Genomic DNA, 19,643 nt, shown 5'->3' with positions numbered 1-19,643 from the left:
TTATCTAATTATAATATGGTTAATAAAAATATAAACTTTAACATTTATTATATAATAATATTAGGTCACTTTAATTTTGAAAGGAGTCAATTTAAATGAAATATGTTCTTGATGTGCATACTCATACTATAGTAAGTGGGCATGCTTATTCTACTTTATTAGAAAATGCTAAATATGCTAGTGAAATAGGTCTACAACTTTTAGGAACAACAGATCATGGTCCTTCTATGCCTGGTGCCCCTCATGAATGGTATTTTGGAAACCTTAAAGTACTTCCTAGAGAACTTTTTGGTGTAACTATGCTTTATGGATGCGAAGCAAATATTATAGATCTTGAAGGAAATCTTGATTTACCAATGGATATGCAAAAAAATTTAGATATACTCATAGCTAGTATTCATGAACCTATAATGAAAGGAAATAACAATCCTGATTTAACTACTACTGCTCTATTGAAGGTTATGGATAATCCTAATGTACATATTTTAGGTCATTCTGGTAATCCCAAATTTCCAATTCACGAAGAAGAAATAGTAAAAAAAGCAAAGGAAAAAAATATACTTATTGAAATAAATAATAGTTCCTTTGTAAGTTCAAGAATAGGTAGTGAAAAAAATTGTTCTAGAATTGCTAGTCTATGCAAAGAACATGGCGTAAAAATAATACTAAACAGCGATTCTCATTTTGCCTATCGCATAGGTGGTTTTGATGCTGCAATAAAAGTATTAAAGCAAATAGATATGCCTGAAGAACTAATAATAAATAAGAGCAAAGAAGATTTTCTTGATTTTTTAAGAGCTAAAGGAAAAAATCTTTAATTTTAATTCAAAATGCTTTGTATACTATAAAAATATTACGGTGCAAGAGTACAGTGGAAGTTTGAATTTAGCACATAGCTTAACGCTTAAAAATTAAGGCAGAGCCTGCTGAAAACTTAACATGTTAAATTTAAAAACAAGTTATCTCTTATTTTATAGAAATATCTCGAAAGAGATTGATTTGGTAGATAATTTTCTTTTAAAAATCCTGTATTTTTAATACAATGAATAATCAATAAGTTTAATACATTTTTACAGGCTGCGCCTTATCTTATTTATTAAAAAAATCAATGCAAAATATATAAACAATAAAAATTAAGAAAGCTGCGCTTTTTTATATATAGCTCTATATTATAAGCAATTCATCATAATTAGAAGAATACACTTACTACATAACTTTTTAGGCATTAGAGCTCCTTAATAAACGGTTGGCTTTTATACACCATATATTCAATGCGGACTCCACCTAAAAAGTTATGTAGCATTGTACCTATTTTATTCACCTCTTCTTTTTCAATTTTGCCCTATATCCATTAGGTGTACAATCTTCCATCTTTTTAAATATGCTTCCAAAGTAGCTTAATTGACTATATCCAACCTTTTTACTTATATCAGATATTTTCATATTTGTTTCCTTTAAATATTCTTTAGCCTTTTCTATTCTCAACTTATTTATATAGTCTTTTAAAGACATACCATTTTTTTCATTAAAAATAGTGCTTAAATAATTAGGACTTATAAAAAACATCCCTGCAAGAAAATTCAAAGTAATTTCTTGATTAAAGTTATTTTCTATATATAAATTTATTTTTTGTATAATATCATATCTACCATTTAATAATACATTTTTTAATATGTTTATAATTTCTTCACAAGCCTCTAAAATTATATCTTTTAAGTTATTATAATCAATACAATTTTTTATTTTCTTCTTATACTTGTACCTTATATCCAAAAACATATCCTTATCATTAGTTTCTGAATATACTATTCTGCTTAAAATTATTAAAAGCTCTTCACAATTTTCTTTTATCTCTTCTATAGATAGGCCCTCATATTTAGTTATAATTTGTAAAATCATGTTATGACAAGCACTTTCATCAAGTTTCTTAATATAATCTTTCAGCTTTTCTTCTTCAGAAATAGGATATTCCATAGTTTCCGTGTAAAAATAATTTTTAGACTGGAAATTATAGTTTTGAATACTTGAAGATACTTGAGATTTTAAAAGTTTTAAATTAGCCTGCTTTAAAGCATCTTCCAAATAAACTTTTTCCTTTGTATTTTTCAGTATTTCATTATTTTTTTCACTTAATTCCTTTTCCACTAAACTGCTTTCAATAATATTAGAAATGAGCTTAGAAACTATTCCTAATGATTCTTGAAGAGCATAAAGCCTGCTTTTAGGAATTAGAGGTATATCATTATATGCAGCTATTAATTCTTCACAATCTATACTTGCATTTTTACAACTTGCTAAAATTAATTTTTCTGTATCCTTAGATTTATTTATGATAAGGTGTCCACATTTCACATAACCTATAATCTTATCTCCCATTAAAATAGGAACTATTATAGTTATTATATTATTGCAGCATTCAAATACTTTATCCTGTTTATTTAATTCACTTTCATACTTACTTTCCTTCTCTTTGCATAATCCAGCTGATTTACACAAGCTGCAAAACTTATTTAAATTTATAGGCTTTGTAATATCATTATTATTATTATCAGTAATGACTACGGAAAGCTTTAAAAGCTCTGATACTTCTTTTTGAATGTTTTCAAGTACTTCTATATCAACTATATCTAATATATGTTTATCATTTACAATAGATAAATTCTGATGTATTTCCATTAATTTTGATGGTGTATATGTTATAAGAAAAACTAATTCCTCTTGACTTGTATTTATAACTTCATGTTCTGAGTAAGGTGGACAATGAATGAGCATACCTTTTTCTAGCTTCTTTTCCTCTCCATTTATCTTATGTATACCCTGTCCTTTAATCACATATAATATTTGTTCTTCTCCAAAATGAACATGTCTAGTCTGCTTTTTACCTGGAAAAAATTTTACTAACCCTGCACTAAGTCTCTGGGTAAGTAAGTTACTTGGTTCATGTAGCCATGTAACTTCTCCCCAGTCAAATTTTTGTATATCATATTTATTTTTTTTCATCATGTCACCAATCCTAAAATATTCAAATGTTAAAATCCATTTTACAAATATATTATATCCTACTTATTTTAAATCTCAACTTACATTAATTCTACTATAAAATTTAACCAATAGTATTGAATAATAGCAAATGAATTTAACAAAAAATTAGAAAGAGGCTGTAGCACTAAGAAATTTACATACAATATGCTGTGAAATTTATTCTTAGTGTGACAACCCTGTCCTAAATATACATTATTATTAGATTGTATTACTATAATTCTGATCTTTTTCTTCTATTTGTTTATTGGACCAGAATGTTGCAAGGCTTGGTCCTGATATATTATGCCATACACTAAATATAGCTGCTGGTATAGCTGCTGCTGGTGAAAAGAAACTCATTGCAAGAGATACTCCTAAAGCAGAATTTTGCATACCTACTTCAAGTGACACTGCTCTTCTCTTAGTTTCTTCCATACCAAGCACTCTTCCAGCTAGATATCCAAATAAAAATCCGCATAAATTATGAAGCACTACTACACCAATTGCCATTGCTGCTGTACTTAATAATCTTTTTGAATTTGCACCTACAACTCCTCCAACTATTAAAACTATAGCTATAGTTGATACTAAAGGAAGTGCTTTAGTTGCCTTCTCTACCTTTTGTCCAAATATTGTATTTACAACAACACCTAAAACTATAGGTAAAATAACTATTTTTGCAATTTCTATAAATAAGCTTACTACAGGAATTGAAACCCATTTACCAGCTAAAAGTAATATTAATAATGGCATAAACAATGGAGCTAAAAGTGTGGAAACTGCACCAATTGAAACTGAAAGTGCTAAATCACCCTTTGCTAAATAACACATTACATTAGATGCAGTACCACTAGGACAACATCCAACTAAAATAGCTCCTACTGCTAATTCTTTTGGTAATTTAAATAGTATACATAGTATATACGCTATAGATGGCATCAGTATATAATGAGCTACCACCCCTATAAAAACATCTTTAGGTCTTGTAAACACTTCTTTAAAATCTTCCTTTTTTAAGGTCATACCCATACCAAACATTATAATACCCAATAATAGCGAAACTTTTGGTACTACCCACAAAAATAATTTAGGTTTAAAAAGACCTATCGCTGCTGCAATTATAACTAATAATGCAAAGTATTTTCCTAATATTTTACCTACTTTTTCTATAAAATTCATTGTATAGCCCCCTATTATGTCATTAATATTTATATAATAAGATTTAGTTAGAGATCAAGATCATGAAAATCAACTTTCTCTATCTAAACCTTAAAACAATTTTATTTCAACACTGCCCCTGTGTTTGCTGATGTAACCAATTTTGCATATCTTCCTAAATAACCCTTTGTTATCTTAGGTTCTGGTTTAACATACTTTTCTTTACGTTTTGCAAGTTCATCTTCACTAACTAATAATTCTAACTTTTTATTTGATATATCTATAGAAATTTTATCTCCTTCTTCTACTAAGCCTATTATTCCATCCTCCATAGCTTCTGGAGATATATGACCAATAGCAGCTCCTCTTGTAGCCCCTGAAAATCTTCCATCAGTTAAAAGCGCTACATCCTTATCAAGTCCCATACCTGCTATTGCAGCAGTTGGAGATAACATTTCTCTCATTCCTGGACCACCTTTTGGTCCCTCATATCTTATAACTACTACATCACCTTTATTTATATTACCTTTGAATATTGCTTCAACAGCTTCTTCTTCAGAATTAAATACTCTAGCTGGTCCTTCATGTTTAAGCATTTCCTTAGCTACTGCAGATTCTTTTACAACAGCACCATTTACTGCTAAGTTTCCTCTTAATATAGCAAGTCCACCTTTGTTGCTATAAGGTTCTTCTACAGAATGAATTACATTATTATCTTGTATAGTCTTATTCTTAATATTTTCTCCTACAGTTTTTCCTGTTACAGTTAAAGCATTTTCACAAATAAGCCCCTTTTTAGATAACTCATTCATCATAGCTGGAATTCCTCCGGCAAGATGTAAATCTTCTATATGGTATTTTCCACTAGGACTTAATTTAGTTAAGCAAGGAGTTTTTGAACTTATTTCATCAAATAAATCTAAGTCAAGTTCCATTCCAGCTTCATGTGCTATTGCTGGTAAATGTAATACTGTATTTGTTGAACCAGCCATAGCCATATCAACAGTTATTGCATTTTTAAAAGCATCTAATGTTAATATATCAAGTGGTCTTATGTTATTTTTTAATAATTCCATAACTCTCATTCCAGCATATTTACCTAATTGTTTTCTTTCACCTGAATGAGCTGCTGATGTACCATTGTAAGGAAGACCCATACCTAAAACTTCAGTTAAGCAATTCATACTATTAGCAGTAAATAAACCAGAACAAGACCCACAACCTGGACAAGCTTTTTGAGCTATGTCTTCAAGTTCTTCTGATGTAATTTTACCATCATTATAAGTTCCAACACCCTCTATTACAGTAGTAAAATCTGCATCACAACCATTACGTTTGCCTGCTTTCATTGGACCTCCACTTACAACTACTGCTGGTATGTTTAATCTAGCTGCCGCCATAAGCATTCCTGGTACAATCTTATCACAGTTAGGAATTAGAACTAATCCATCAAATCCATGGGCTATTGCCATAGTTTCTATAGAATCAGCTATAAGTTCTCTACTTGCTAAAGAATATTTCATTCCTACATGTCCCATAGCAATACCATCACATACACCTATAGATGGAAATTCCATTGGAGTTCCTCCTGCCATAGTAACTCCAACCTTTGCAGCATGTGCAATTTCATCTAAATGTACATGTCCCGCTATTACTTCATTTTGAGCGTTCACAATTCCTATTAATGGTCTATCTATTTCTTCTTTTGTAAAGCCCATACCATACATTAAAGATCTTGTTGGAGCACCTTTTGCTCCTCCTTTTACAACATCACTTCTCATTAATAAATTCCTCCTAAAAGTTTATATTAAATTTAAATTTTCGTTTAAAGTACAGATGCTAATTATATATATTGTATAATATTATAATTGAAAGGACTATAGATAATTTACTGAAAATATATTCCTTTATTAAGTTTAAATACTATAAAAATATTACTGTAAAGTATTAATATATTCCACTTTCATTCAACACTTATTATCATAATAATTAAAATTTAAAATATTTTATTTTTTCAATATATTCAATATAAAATCATATTTTGCATATCAAACAATATTTTCTCAACCTTTTATAACTTTAATTTACAATATTTACTGTAATTTTGACATTTTTACTAATATTTAATATCAATATAAAGAAAATAACAATATAATAAAAATTTAGTGACTATTTAATATAATGCATTTTTATGTTAAAATTATATAAATTGTTAATAAGATATATCTTCAATGTTATATTTTATAATAAAAACTCACAAGATTTTAGGGGGCATATTTATGAAAAATATTGAATTAAATTACGGGAGAGGAACAGTTAATCTTTCCTTAGATGAAAAAAATATAATTGAGGTCATCGAAGGAAATGAATTTAAAGTTTCAAAATCAGAAGATGAAATAATTCTAGATGCATTGCATAATCCTATTGGAAGTCCTAGACTTAAAGAACTAGTTCATGCTGGAGAAACTGTTTGTTTGATTATACCTGATATTACAAGAGCTTGGCAGAAAACCGACAAATTCTTATACAAAATTGTACAAGAATTAAATGATGGTGGAGTAAAAGATAAAGACATAACTGTTATAAGTGCGGCAGGTTCTCACAGAGAACAAACTAAAGAGGAACATGAAAAACTATTAGGAAAAGAACTAGCAAAAAGGCTATCTGTTATTAACCATGATTGCTTTGATACGGAAAATTTAGCCTATGTTGGTGAAACTACATATGGTACTCCAGTATGGGTAAATAAAAAAGCTTTAGAATGTGACCATATAGTACTTGCAGGTGGTATTGTTTATCATTTCCTTGCAGGATACGGTGGAGGAAGAAAAACTGTTCTTCCAGGAATAAGTTCTTATGAAACTATAATGCATAATCATTCACTTTGTCTTAAACCAAACTTAGGTGAAGGTAAAAATCCAAATTCAGCTTGTTCAAACTTGAAAGGCAATCCAATACATGAAGATATGATGCAAGCTGCAGCATTTTTAAGACCTACTTTCATATTTAATGTAATTGTTGGACATGATGGAAAAATTGCTGCTGCAGTTAGTGGAAACTATGTAGAAGCTTTTTATGAAGGATGCAAAATAGTGGATAAAATAGATGGAGTAACTATAAAGAAAAAAGCTGATCTTGTTATTGGTACAGCAGGAGGATTTCCTAAAGACATAAATTTCTACCAAACTAGTAAAACTATTATAAATATAAAAGAGGCTGTAAAAGAAGGCGGCACAATGATTATTTTGAGCCAGTGTAGTGAAGGTCTTGGTGGAAATCAGGATGTTCAGGATATGCTGCTTAATTATGATAATTTATTGGATAGAGAAAAAGAATTACGTAGAGAATATAGTATTTCAAAGGATATAGCTTATATTTTCTGCGAATTTGCTAGCAAATATGATGTTATATTTGTATCTGATTTAGATCCTGAACTTCTAAAGAAAGCTAATATAACAGTAGTTAAAACTTTAGACGAAGCTTTAGAACTTACTTGGAGCAAAAAAGGCAAAGACTTAAAAACTTATGTTATGACTGCTGCTGCAAGTACATTTCCTAAAATGGTAGACTAATAACTAAACTTTTGCATATACAAATTGGGACTTATTATAAAAATAATGCGATGTAAAGGTGCAGTGGAAGTTTGGATTTTAACTTTCATTCCGTGATATATGATAAGGGTGTCATCACATTAGCTAAATTGTTTTAGTATTATTCTTAGCTCAAAATTTTTGAAAGCCTTAGAACTTTAGTCCTGTTTGAGGGAACCGAGTTTGACAAAGTTCTTAGGCTTTCAAAAATTTCGAGCTTTAGAATAATTAAAACATTTAGCCGTGATGACACCCTTATCATATATCACTGCATAAAAGTTAAAATTCAAACTAGTAACTTCAAGTGTACGCACATAATTAAATTGTTATAAGCCGCTTTGTAACTGAAAATTATATTTAACCATAACTTATAACACTTAAAACTAAGGCTGCGCCATAAAGTATTATTTAAAAATAGTTCAAATATACATAAACTAAATAATAAGCATTATGAAAGCTGCGCTTTTTCTAAAGAGCTATAATTATAGTGTATTATAAGCAATTTTTCATATTAGAATTACAATAGTTACTACACAACTTTTTAGGTGGAGGGAGCTTTGAATATATGGTGTATAAAAGCTTTTGAGTGAATTTAGGAGCTCTTATGTCTAAAATTTAAAAAATCTCGTAATTTGAATCAGGACGATTCAAGCCGCGAAAGTCCCAGGAAGGGACATTTGAGCGGGTAGAGATTTTTTAAATTTTAGGCATTAGAGCTCCTTAATAAACGGTTGGCTTTTATGCACCATATATTCAATGCGGACTCCACCTAAAAAGTTGTACCGCATTGTACTTATATTATGTTGTTACAAATTTCTATGTCTATTGAATTCTTCTTTAATCTCTAATAACTTATGTTCATCTGTTAAAAGAGTAAGCCCTGTAAGTGCTAAAGCCTTTGATGCAGTTATCAAAGCTTCATCTCCACCTTTTGATTTAGCAGCTTCTCGAAATTCAGGTGTATGAGCACACAAACTTTTATCCCCTATTTTTATAATGGGCTGAATAGTTGGAACTACTTGACTTACATTACCTGCATCTGTAGAACCTATACCTTTTTTAGGAATGTTATCTATATTTATTCCAAGTAATTTTAGATTTTCTGCAAATACTTCATCGAACTTTTCATTTATAATAAAGTTATCTACCTCATTTTGAAAAAAGCTTATATTAACTTTAGCGCCGGTACTTAAAGCTGCTCCTTCCGCAATATTTTTAACCTTTTCTGTAACTAGATCACAATTTTCTTTTGTAAATGCACGTATAAAAAACTTAGCCTTTGCATAATCTGGAACAATGTTTGGTGCACTTCCTCCATCTGTTATAATTCCATGTATCCTAACATCATCTGTTACATGCTGTCTTAAAGCATTTATTCCATTGAAAAGCTGAATTACCCCATCTAATGCATTTATACCATTTTCAGGAGCAGATGCAGCATGAGAAGCTTTGCCTATAAATTCAAATTGTATAGGATTATTAGCTAAAGAATATGGAGTTACAGAGTTTTCTCCTCCAGGATGAACCATTAAGCAAGCATCTACACCCTTAAATAATCCCTGTTTGACAAAGGTTGCCTTTGCACTTCCGTTTTCTCCACCTTCTTCAGCAGGCGTTCCAAACACTAAAACTTCCCCACCAATTTCATCTATATATCTAGATAAAGTAATAGCCGCTGCTGTACTAGCAGTTCCTATAATATTATGACCGCAACCATGTCCTAAATTGGGAAGAGCATCATATTCTGCTAAGAATCCTATAATAGGTCCAGAATTTTTACTGGATTTCTTCCTAGCTATGAAAGAAGTATGATGACCTGCTAATGCTTTTTCTACCTGAAACCCTTCTTTTTCTAAAGTATCTATAAGCAGTTCAGAAGCATAAACCTCCTCATTTCCTATTTCAGGATGTTCATGTATCTTATGGCTTATATCTATATAATTCTCTTTTCTATTTTCTAATTCATCAATTATATCTTGCTGAGTTTTTTTAATATTGTGTATATTCATATATAAATGCCCCCTTGTAGTGTAAGTAAACTTATCTATAAGCTTTGAATTGTTTATATTTTATTTAACGCCCTGTCAAATTCGGAAATTAAATCATCTACATTTTCTAATCCTATTGAAACTCTAATCAAACCCTTTGAAATATTGGCCTTTTTAAGTTCTTCATCATTTAATGCTCTATGAGAAGTTTTAACAGGATAGGAAACTGATGTAGTAACTCCTGCCAAACTTGGTACAAATTTTATTGTTTCAAGCTCTCTTATAAGATCGTAAGCTCCCTTTTCCCCATTTTTCAAATCAATACTGAGCATGCCCCCATATAAGTTACTATTGAAAATCTTATTTGCAATTTTATAAGAAGGTGAACTTATAAGTCCTGGATAATATACATTTGCAATTTTAGGGTGTTTTTCTAAAAACTCTGCTAATTTCAAAGCATTATTTGAATGCTGAATTATCCTAAGCTCTAATGTTCTCAAACTTCTTATTAAAAGCCATGCATCAAAAGGACTCATCATAGGTCCATATAATGCTCCTGTATTTTTCACCTTATTTATAGTCTCTTTATCTGAAACTACGGCTCCTCCTGTTACATCACTGTGGCCATTTAAATATTTTGTGGCACTGTAAACTACCACGTCCGCTCCTAATTTTAGTGGTTGGCATACCACAGCTGTAGCAAAAGTATTATCTACAATTAACTTTGCATTATGATTATGAGCTTTATTAGAAATATCATTTATATCAATAGCTTCCATCAATGGATTTGATATAGTTTCTACATATACTAATTTTGTATTTTGCTTAAAGTATTTTTCTACATCATCATTTATAATATCAACAAATGTAACCTCTACATTAAATTTATCTAATTCAACTTTAAGAAATTGATAAGTTCCTCCATATAATACATTTGAAGCTATTATATGATCTCCTGCTTTTACTTGTGAAATAATAGCCATAGTAATAGCAGCCATTCCTGAAGAAAATACTTGAGCATCTTCTCCTTCATCTATGTTTGCAATTATTTCCTGCAGTGCATCATGAACTGGGTTCCCATTTCTTGAATACACATACCCCTTAACTTCCCCTTCATATACTGCATCTAATGTTTCTACATCATCAAAAACAAATACTGAACTCATTGATATAGGTATGGACTTTGCTGAAGATACTGATGGTGGATTCTTTTCTCCTAAATGAGCAAGACTTGTTGCAAAACTTTTTTTCATATTACCTTTCCTCCAAACTTCTATTTATCAATAGTCATTTTTATACCATTATTATCATATGTAAATATTTTTAAAATCTCTTTAGCTATATAATTTATACTCACATAATATTAGCTCAAATCAATTTGAACCATAGCTTCTGCAGTGAATCCATCCACTATATTCTGACATATCCTTGTTTTCCTTAAGTACTTCTTTTTCCTTTAAATATTTATTGGCATCCATTCCATAAATTTTTCTATCTTCTCCAACAGGGCATACCTTTATACATACTCCACATGGATATTTATAAGCACCTTTAAGTTCAGCATGATATTTAGCACATTTTTCTTTATCCATTTTAAAAATAGAGCCTTCCTTTGAAATAAATGCTTCTGTTGGACAGCATTTTTTGCATATACTGCATTTAATACATAATTCCTCTTCACACATTTTATCTTCTGGAATAACAGCATCAGTTAAAACTGATACAAGCCTTACCCTTGGGCCAAACTCCTTTGTAAGTAAAGTGTGATTACATCCAATAGTACCAAGTCCAGCATATTTGCCTGCTAAAACATGAGAAAAAGCAGCTTCTGGCTTTTTAACAAGTACAGAAATATCACCATAGCAATCCCTTGGAAAGAAAAATGCTTTGTGTCCCTTCTTATTAAGATAATTTGCAAGCTTATATGCCATATCATCTAATAGCCGATTTGTAGTATTATACAATTCAGAATAAACAACTGAAGGAGTTGTTTCGAGCATAGGTAAAAATATTTGCAATCCTAAAACAATAACTATTTTAGTTCCAGGCCATATGTTTTCAGGGAAAAATTCTGGCTTAGTATCCTTAAATTCTTCCCATCTTTGGACAGGAGCAAATCCTATAAGATTTGCTCCCATTCTTTCTGCTTCCTCAATAATAGATACTTTTAGTTCATAACCTTCATTGTTATCAATCATATCAAAAACTCCTTAATAAACACTGACTTTTAAAACACAGGTACTTGAGCACCTTTATATGTTTCTTTTATAAACTGCTTTATATCATCGCTTTGATAAGCTTTAACTACTTTTTTATAAGCCTCATTATCCTTATCCTTTTCTCTAGCAGCTATTAAATTTATATAAGGCTTAGCTTTATCATTAGTAACGTCTTCTATAAGTATAGAATCTTTAACTGGATTAAATTTTGCATCTATTGCAACTCCGCTATTTATTATAGCTGCATCAACATCTTGAAGAGACCTTGGAATTTGAGTTGCTGCAAGCTCTACAAATTGAATATTTTTTGGATTTTCTGATATATCCTTAAGTGTTGGTAAATTTCCTACACCATCTTTTAATTTTATTAATCCTACACTTTGAAGTAAGTTTAGACCTCTACCTTCATTAGTTGCATCATTAGGAATAGCTATCTTACCACCATTTTTAATGTCCTTAACAGATTTTAAAGTTTTTGAATATACTGCAAGAGGTGCAAGCACAGTATCGCCTATAGCAGTTATTTGCAAATTATGTTCTTTTTTAAACTTATCTAAATAAGCATGATGTTGAAATGAATTTAAATCAATTTCTCCCTGAGCAAGTGCTAAGTTAGGACGTACATAATCTGAAAAACTAACTATCTGTAAATCAATATTGTCCTTTGCAACTTTTTCTTTAACTTTATCCCATATCTTATGATCATCGCCTGTTATACCTATCTTTACTACCTGTTTTTTATTAGAACTGCTTTCCTGTGAACTACTGCTTGCTCCACAACCTGATAAAAGTCCCAAAGATAATGTTATTGCTAAAAATATACCTGTAAATTTTTTCATGAATCTTCTTCCTCCTTTTAGTCGGAAACACTGAGTAGTTAATCCTACTCGCTTCCGCTCATGAACTACTCGTTAAAGTCCATTTAGGACTTTAACCTCTTGAAAATTAATGTGTTACTAATCTTGATAAAATATCTCCTAAAAATTGAATAATATTAACAATAATTAAAAGTACAATTATTGTAGCTACCATAATATCAGTTTCAAAATATTGATATCCATAGCGTATTGCAAAATCACCAAGTCCACCACCTCCAACAGTACCTGCCATAGCTGATAGTCCAATTAAACTTATAATGGTTATGGTCACAGCATGAATAATGCCTGGCAATCCTTCTTTTAACATTACTCTAAATATGATTTCTAAAGGACCTGAACCCATAGCCTGGGCAGCTTCAATTACTCCTTTATCTATATCAAGTAGTGCTGATTCAATTTGTCTTGCAAAGAAAGGGGTACATCCAAATATAAGTGGAACAAGAGCCCCTTTAGTACCTATGGTAGTACCTACTAAAAGTCTTGTAACTGGAATAATAGCTGCAAGAAGAATAATAAATGGTATAGATCTAAATATATTAATTATTTTTGCAAACACTCCATTAATAATTTTATTTTCTAATATATTTCCTTCCCTTGTAACTACCAATGTAACTCCTAAAATAACTCCAATAATTGCTGATATAATTCCTGAAATAGCAACCATATAGAAAGTTTCAAATAATGCTTTTATCATATCTGGATAGAGTTTTATTAAATTCGGTGCTATATTATTTAAATATTCATTCAATCTTATCGCCTCCATGAAATTTTTAGCACTTAATTACTGCTAATTTTTAATTTTTTATCATCTTTTTTAATATCTATTGTATCTACAGAAATATTATTTTCTTCTAAATATTTTATTGAACTTGCTATACCTTCATTAGATCCATTTAACTTTACTATCAAATTACCAATTGGAGTATTCTGGATGATTTCTATGTTCCCAAATAATATACTTGCATCTACCCTAAATTTCCTTGAAATTTTAGAAATGAACGCATGACCTGTTTTTTCTCCTGTAAATGATATTCTTACTACCTTCTCTCCTTCTGTAATTTCATTAAAAGCAAAATTTTCTTTTTTAAGAAAATCATAAATTTTTTCATAGTGAAATAATGAACCTATAAATCGTTTTGTTATATCTGCTTTTGGATTTGTAAATATGTCTATTACAGATCCTTGTTCTACTATTTGTCCTCCATCAATTACTGCTGCCTTCTGACAAATCTCCTTAACAACCTCCATTTGATGAGTTATAATCACTATAGTTAATTTTAGCTTTTCATTAATGTCCTTAAGTAATTTCAAAATTGCTCCAGTAGTTTGCGGATCTAAAGCTGAAGTTGCTTCATCACATAAAAGTACTTCGGGATCATTGGCTAAAGCTCTAGCAATACCTACTCTTTGTTTCTGTCCACCACTTAACTGTGAAGGATAAACATTAACTTTTTCTTCAAGTTCCACTAGTTTTAAAAGACTTAGTACTTTTTCTTTTATCTCTTGTTTACTCAATCCTTTACCCTTTAAAGGATAAGCTACATTTTCAAATACAGTTCTACTTCTCATAAGATTGAAATTTTGAAATATCATACCAATTTTTTCTCTGCTTTTCCTAAGTTCTTTTGTCGATAGCTGCATTAAGTTTTTCTCATTTACAATTACATCTCCTGAAGTAGGCTTTTCCAATAAATTTATACATCGAATCAAAGTACTTTTACCAGCTCCACTATATCCTATAATTCCATAAATTTCACCAGCTTTGATCTTAAGATTAATTTCTTTTAAAGCTTCCACCTCAACATTTCCATTTGTATAAATTTTTTTAATGTTTTTTAGCCATATCATTTTTGTCCCTCCCTAATTTATACTTGCTTAATTATTTAAAAAATAAAAAATCCTCTTCGAAGAAGAGGATTCCCATTATAAAAAATCGTACTAAAGTACATAAATTTTCTATACCATCTCATCTTCCAGAACAAAGTTCTGCTGGAATTAGCACCTTTACATGCTCACTGCATGTGGTTGCTGAAACTTCATAGGGCCAGTCCCTCAGTTTCTCTTGATAAGGTAAAAAATATTCACTTTTAAATTTATGTTTCTGTCTCAAACAATTAAGTATTTAATGATTTACATTATAATTATAATTTTCCATACTGTCAATACTTTTATAATTAAAATTTATACTTTTTTAATTGAATATATATAAAAACACTTTAAAAAAAGGTTAAATATAGCAATAATATATTTAATGATATTATTATAGCTGCTATTAATCCGCCTAAAATTTTAGTATATTTGCCATTAGCTAATTCACCCATTAAATCCTTACGATTTGATATATATAACATTTGAATAATTGGAAATGGAAGTATAAAACTTAAAGCAACTTGACTTAGCACAAGCACATACATTGGATTGATTCCCATAGCTATAATTACCATAGCTGGTGACATAGTTATAAGTCTTCTTAAGTTTATTGGAATACTTAAATTAACAAAACCTTTCATGATAGTCTGACCTGCTATAGTTCCTACTGCAGAAGAAGATAAACCTGATGCCAAAAGTGCAATTCCAAAAGCGCCACTTGAGAAAGCTCCTAATAAAGGCTGTAATGATTTATGTGCTTCTTCTATAGTACCAACTGCTATTCCATTTTTATAAAACACTGCAGCAGATACTATAACCATTGCAGCATTAACTATAAATGCAATATTCATGGCTACAAATATATCTATTTTTTCCATCTTAAGATGTTGTAATTTGTCTAAATTAGATGAACCTGATTTTCTATATTGAACTAAATGAGAATGCAGGTATATTACATGAGGCATGACTGTAGCTCCAAGCATACCAACAGCAATTAAAACTGCTTCATTATTAGGTAACATAGGAACTATGGTATGCACACCAACTTCAATCCAATCTGGTTTGGAAAGGAATAATTCTATGGTATAAGCTGTACAAATTACAGTTATCAATAAAGTTATAATAATTTCTATAACTCTTTGACCATATTTCTCCATATATACTATTGCAAAGGTTATTACTCCAGTTAAAAAGCCTGCATATATTAATGGGATTCTAAACAATAAATATAATCCTAAAGTTCCACCAAGAAACTCTGCTAAATCAGTTGCCATCGCTCCTAATTCAGCAACAATCCAAAAAATCCAATTCACAGATTTTGGAAAAACTTCAGCACACATTTCTGGAAGATTTTTTCCTGTTGCTATACCCAGTTTCGCAGACATAGTTTGTAGAAATATAGCCATTATATTACTAAACAGTATTACCCAAATGAGCTCATAATTGAATTTAGCTCCACCAGTTATATTGGTTGCAAAATTTCCTGGATCAATATATGCTACACTAATAACAAATGCAGGTCCTAGATATTTTAATAACTGTTTTATTTTAGTAAGCATTTTATTATTTTGAGCATCAATGACTGTTAGCTCGTTAGGAACAACATTTAACTCAATTGCACTTCTATCACTTCTCATCATTATACACCTCAGCTATTTATTTTATTTTCCTGATATAATATAATTTATTAGGGGCTAAGTATCTTAACCTAGCCTAAGTTTGTTTCAGTAATATAATTATGCATTGCATTTTAAGAATGTTACCTTATAAAGTAATTTTTTCTTATAATCAAACATATATATATAGTTTATAAGGAGTGATTAATTTGAAAATATACCTAACAAGGCATGGCGAAACAGAATGGAATAAAGAGCTTAGAATGCAGGGATGGAAAAATTCCAATCTTACAGAAAAAGGTATTGAAGATGCCAAAAGTCTTGGAAACCGTCTTAAAAATATAGATTTTGATTTAATTTATAGTAGTCCTTTAAAAAGAGCCTTAGATACGGCAAAGTACATTCGAGGAATGAAAAATACAAAAATAGTAATAAATGAAAATTTTAAAGAAATGAATTTTGGATTATGGGAAGGAATGAATGAAGAAGAATTAACAACACATTATCCAAAAGAATATAAAATTTTTCTCCAAAAACCACAACTATTTAAACCTTTTGGAGGTGAAACTTTTTTAGAACTTGTAAAAAGAATAGAAAATGGCTTATATGATGTTATTGATAATAATAACAGCGCTGACAATATACTAATTGTAGCTCATGCTGTTGTTATTAAGGCTATTATGAAAATAGTTAAAGGATATGGAATTGAAAAATTGTGGAGTCTTCCATTCATACGTGGTACAAGCATTACTGTTTTAGAAGTAGAAAATAGAAATATAAAAATTTTATTAGAGGGTGATACATCACATGTCCTCTAATGTACATAAAGTGTAAATTCTTTTATTTTAAATATAAATAGAATATAATATAATTATTAAAATAGAAGTTGAGGTGTTTTATAATGAAATTTAAATTTGATCATAACAATATTAATGTTTTAGACTTAGAAAAAAGTATTAAATTTTACAAAGAGGCTCTTGGACTAGAAGAAGTAAGAAGACATCATTCTTCAGATGGAAGCTTTACATTAGCATTTTTAAAGTCAAGTGAGGGAGACCATCAAATTGAGCTTACATGGCTTAAGGATAGAAAAGAGCCATATAATTTAGGAGATAATGAAATACATATGGCAGTAAGAACAGATGACTATGAAGCTGCTCATAAAAAGCATAAGGAAATGGGCTGTATATGCTATGAAAATGAAGAAATGGGACTTTATTTTATAGCAGATCCAGATGGATATTGGACTGAGATATTGGCTTTTAAGGCATCAGAAATTAAGTAGGTTAGTATCAAACAATCTCATGTAATTTTTACCATGGTAAAGCTGATTTAAGTGAGAGGCGGGATGTATTTTGAATAAATTAAAAATACATTATTTATACAATAGCGGATTTTGTGTAGAAACTCCAAATTGTATTTTTATATTTGATTATTATAACGATAAATGTACAGAAAATGAAAAATCACTAAAAAATGGGGTAATAAGTGAAGATTTGCTAAAAACTGAAAAAGCAATATATGTTTTTACATCTCATAGCCACTATGATCATTTCAATCCTTTAATATTTGACTTCACCAAATTTAATTCTAATGTAAAGTACATTTTAAGTAGTGATATAAAAAACATAAGAGAAGATGTAAATTCCTTTATTGTAAAAAAAGGCGAAACAATAAAAATAGACAATTTAATTATAAAAGTATATGGTTCTACAGATGAAGGTGTATCTTTTTTAGTAAATTTCAATGATTTTAATATATTCCATGCAGGAGATTTAAATTGGTGGCACTGGAAGGAAGATAGTTCTGAAGACAACAAACATGCTGAAAAATGGTTTAAAGAAGAAATAGATCTTATAAAAGGTGAAAAAATTGATATAGCATTTTTCCCAGTTGATGCAAGACAAGAAGAATTTTTCTATCTTGGTGGAAAATATTTTATAGAAAATCTGAAACCCCAAATTTTCATTCCTATGCATTTTAGAGAAGACTTTTGGGTAACACAAGAGTTCAAGACAATGATGAAGGAATTCTCTACAACAATTTACAATATACCATGTAGAGGATTTGAAATAGAAATTTAACCTTACAATTTAAGCATTATGCGACGTAAAGGTGCAGTGGAAGTTTGGATTTTAACTTTTATTCCGTGATATATGATAAGGGTGTCATCACGGCTAAATGTTTTAATTATTCTAAATCTCGAAATTTTTGAAAGTCTAAGAACTTTGTCAAACTCGGTTCCCTCAGACAGGACTAAAGTTCTAAGGCTTTCAAAAATTTTGAGCTAAGAATAATACTAAAACAATTTAGCTAATGTGATGACACCTTTATCATATATCACTGCATAAAAGTTAAAATTCAAACTAGCAACTTCAAGTGGATGTACATAATTACATTGCTATAAGTAATTTTAGTAAGCCACAATCATATTTATGACTATAATTTATAACGCTTAAAATTAAGGCGTAGCCTGATGTTGGACTAATATATTTAGTTTAATTCTATTCTGTGGAAATGTCTTAAAACAGACTTATTATTTTTGCAGGCTACGCCATAGGATATTATTAAAATGGCTGAAATAATAGTTACTACACAACTTTTTAGGTGGAGGGAGCTTTGAATATATGGTGTATAAAAGCTTTTGTGAGAATTTAGGAGGTCTTATGTCTAAAATTTAAAAAATCTCATAATTTGAATCAGGACGGGACATTTGAGCGGGTAGAGATTTTTTAAATTTTAAGCATTAGAGCTCCTTAATAAACGATTGGCTTTTATACACCATATATTCAATGCGGACTCCACCTAAAAATTTGTGTCGCAATATGCTATGCTTAAATTGTAAAAAATGCGTGAACAATTATTTTACTTATTTTTACTGATATCCTTGATTTTACAATACGGTAAACATTTACATGATCATTTTTTGTATATTTGTAAATTGTTGAAAAATTATTATTATTATATTATAATATCATATGTTGTTCAAATTTTTATTATGGAGATGAAATTTATGAAAGAAGAAATCGAATCACTTAGAGAAAACTTACATGAGTTACTAGAAATAGATAAATGCTTATGCTCAAATGAGATAGTAAAACTTAGTCAGGAATTGGACAAGCTCATTTATGCATATTATTCTTGCACTGCAGAGGTATAAATTATACTTGCAATTATTAGCACTAATATTAATAATTCATTATTAAAAGTTTTATAGATTAAATTTATTTTAATACATTATATATGTATTAATTTATTTTTTTCTGAACTTTTTTAACCTTCTCTCATAATCAAATTACATAAC

The 19,643-nt window shown here is 29.7% G+C and carries 16 protein-coding genes and 1 riboswitch; of the genes, 6 read left to right on the top strand and 10 right to left on the bottom strand.

All coding sequences use genetic code 11. From position 1 onward, the window contains the following. Window positions 1-95 precede the first annotated feature (95 nt). On the top strand, window positions 96-818 hold the full coding sequence (locus tag Q6H37_RS08455) for a phosphatase (RefSeq protein WP_318740899.1): 723 nt from the start codon (window positions 96-98) through the stop codon (window positions 816-818). A 499-nt stretch (window positions 819-1,317) separates the two neighbouring features. Here Q6H37_RS08455 and Q6H37_RS08450 read toward each other — a convergent pair whose 3' ends face one another. The 3 genes from Q6H37_RS08450 to ilvD form a co-directional block, all read right to left on the bottom strand. Then, window positions 1,318-3,000 (bottom strand): PocR ligand-binding domain-containing protein, encoded by a 1,683-nt coding sequence (locus tag Q6H37_RS08450; RefSeq protein WP_318740897.1) that lies wholly within the window; start codon window positions 2,998-3,000, stop codon window positions 1,318-1,320. Window positions 3,001-3,240: 240 nt separating this feature from the next. Then, window positions 3,241-4,200, bottom strand: coding sequence for a bile acid:sodium symporter family protein (locus Q6H37_RS08445; protein WP_318740895.1), 960 nt, complete (start codon window positions 4,198-4,200; stop codon window positions 3,241-3,243). Window positions 4,201-4,301: 101 nt separating this feature from the next. Next, window positions 4,302-5,960, bottom strand: a complete 1,659-nt coding sequence (gene ilvD / locus Q6H37_RS08440; RefSeq protein ID WP_318740893.1) for a dihydroxy-acid dehydratase — start codon at window positions 5,958-5,960, stop codon at window positions 4,302-4,304. Window positions 5,961-6,458: 498 nt separating this feature from the next. Here ilvD and larA point away from each other — a divergent pair, with 498 nt between their 5' ends. Further along, window positions 6,459-7,751 (top strand): nickel-dependent lactate racemase, encoded by a 1,293-nt coding sequence (gene larA / locus Q6H37_RS08435; protein WP_318740891.1) that lies wholly within the window; start codon window positions 6,459-6,461, stop codon window positions 7,749-7,751. An 824-nt stretch (window positions 7,752-8,575) separates the two neighbouring features. Here larA and Q6H37_RS08430 read toward each other — a convergent pair. From Q6H37_RS08430 to Q6H37_RS08400, 7 genes are all read right to left on the bottom strand, one after another. Continuing rightward, window positions 8,576-9,778: a M20 family metallopeptidase gene (locus Q6H37_RS08430; protein WP_318740889.1), complete on the bottom strand. Its 1,203-nt coding sequence runs from the start codon at window positions 9,776-9,778 to the stop codon at window positions 8,576-8,578. A 53-nt stretch (window positions 9,779-9,831) separates the two neighbouring features. Further along, window positions 9,832-11,010 carry a PLP-dependent aspartate aminotransferase family protein gene (locus Q6H37_RS08425; RefSeq protein ID WP_318740888.1) on the bottom strand — a complete coding sequence of 393 codons (1,179 nt, stop codon included), beginning with the start codon at window positions 11,008-11,010 and terminating at the stop codon, window positions 9,832-9,834. 120 nt (window positions 11,011-11,130) lie between these two features. Next, window positions 11,131-11,955 (bottom strand): epoxyqueuosine reductase, encoded by an 825-nt coding sequence (locus tag Q6H37_RS08420; RefSeq protein ID WP_318740886.1) that lies wholly within the window; start codon window positions 11,953-11,955, stop codon window positions 11,131-11,133. Window positions 11,956-11,984: 29 nt separating this feature from the next. After that, window positions 11,985-12,815 (bottom strand): MetQ/NlpA family ABC transporter substrate-binding protein, encoded by an 831-nt coding sequence (locus Q6H37_RS08415; protein ID WP_318740884.1) that lies wholly within the window; start codon window positions 12,813-12,815, stop codon window positions 11,985-11,987. A 106-nt stretch (window positions 12,816-12,921) separates the two neighbouring features. Continuing rightward, complete coding sequence (locus tag Q6H37_RS08410; protein WP_318740882.1) at window positions 12,922-13,602, bottom strand: methionine ABC transporter permease; 681 nt, start codon at window positions 13,600-13,602, stop codon at window positions 12,922-12,924. A 29-nt stretch (window positions 13,603-13,631) separates the two neighbouring features. Then, window positions 13,632-14,702 (bottom strand): methionine ABC transporter ATP-binding protein, encoded by a 1,071-nt coding sequence (locus Q6H37_RS08405; protein ID WP_318740879.1) that lies wholly within the window; start codon window positions 14,700-14,702, stop codon window positions 13,632-13,634. A gap of 115 nt (window positions 14,703-14,817) precedes the next feature. Next, a riboswitch (SAM riboswitch) is annotated at window positions 14,818-14,926 on the bottom strand. Window positions 14,927-15,070: 144 nt separating this feature from the next. Further along, on the bottom strand, window positions 15,071-16,282 hold the full coding sequence (locus tag Q6H37_RS08400) for an Nramp family divalent metal transporter (protein WP_412523938.1): 1,212 nt from the start codon (window positions 16,280-16,282) through the stop codon (window positions 15,071-15,073). A gap of 266 nt (window positions 16,283-16,548) precedes the next feature. Here Q6H37_RS08400 and Q6H37_RS08395 point away from each other — a divergent pair, with 266 nt between their 5' ends. The 4 genes from Q6H37_RS08395 to Q6H37_RS08380 all read left to right on the top strand — a co-directional run bounded on the left by Q6H37_RS08395 (window position 16,549) and on the right by Q6H37_RS08380 (window position 19,499). Further along, window positions 16,549-17,157, top strand: coding sequence for a histidine phosphatase family protein (locus Q6H37_RS08395; RefSeq protein ID WP_318740875.1), 609 nt, complete (start codon window positions 16,549-16,551; stop codon window positions 17,155-17,157). An 83-nt stretch (window positions 17,158-17,240) separates the two neighbouring features. Beyond that, complete coding sequence (locus Q6H37_RS08390) at window positions 17,241-17,624, top strand: VOC family protein (protein WP_318740873.1); 384 nt, start codon at window positions 17,241-17,243, stop codon at window positions 17,622-17,624. Between the two features lie 70 nt (window positions 17,625-17,694). Further along, entirely contained in the window at window positions 17,695-18,423 is a 729-nt protein-coding gene (locus Q6H37_RS08385; protein ID WP_318740870.1) for an MBL fold metallo-hydrolase, read from the top strand. Window positions 18,424-19,352: 929 nt separating this feature from the next. After that, window positions 19,353-19,499: an aspartyl-phosphate phosphatase Spo0E family protein gene (locus Q6H37_RS08380; RefSeq protein WP_318740868.1), complete on the top strand. Its 147-nt coding sequence runs from the start codon at window positions 19,353-19,355 to the stop codon at window positions 19,497-19,499. Window positions 19,500-19,643 lie beyond the last annotated feature (144 nt).

Source organism: Clostridium sp. JS66, assembly GCF_033561535.1.
GTDB lineage: Bacteria > Bacillota > Clostridia > Clostridiales > Clostridiaceae > Clostridium_AM > Clostridium_AM carboxidivorans.
Note: the sequence above shows the minus strand (reverse complement) of the source record. Positions and strands in the feature narration are given on the sequence as shown.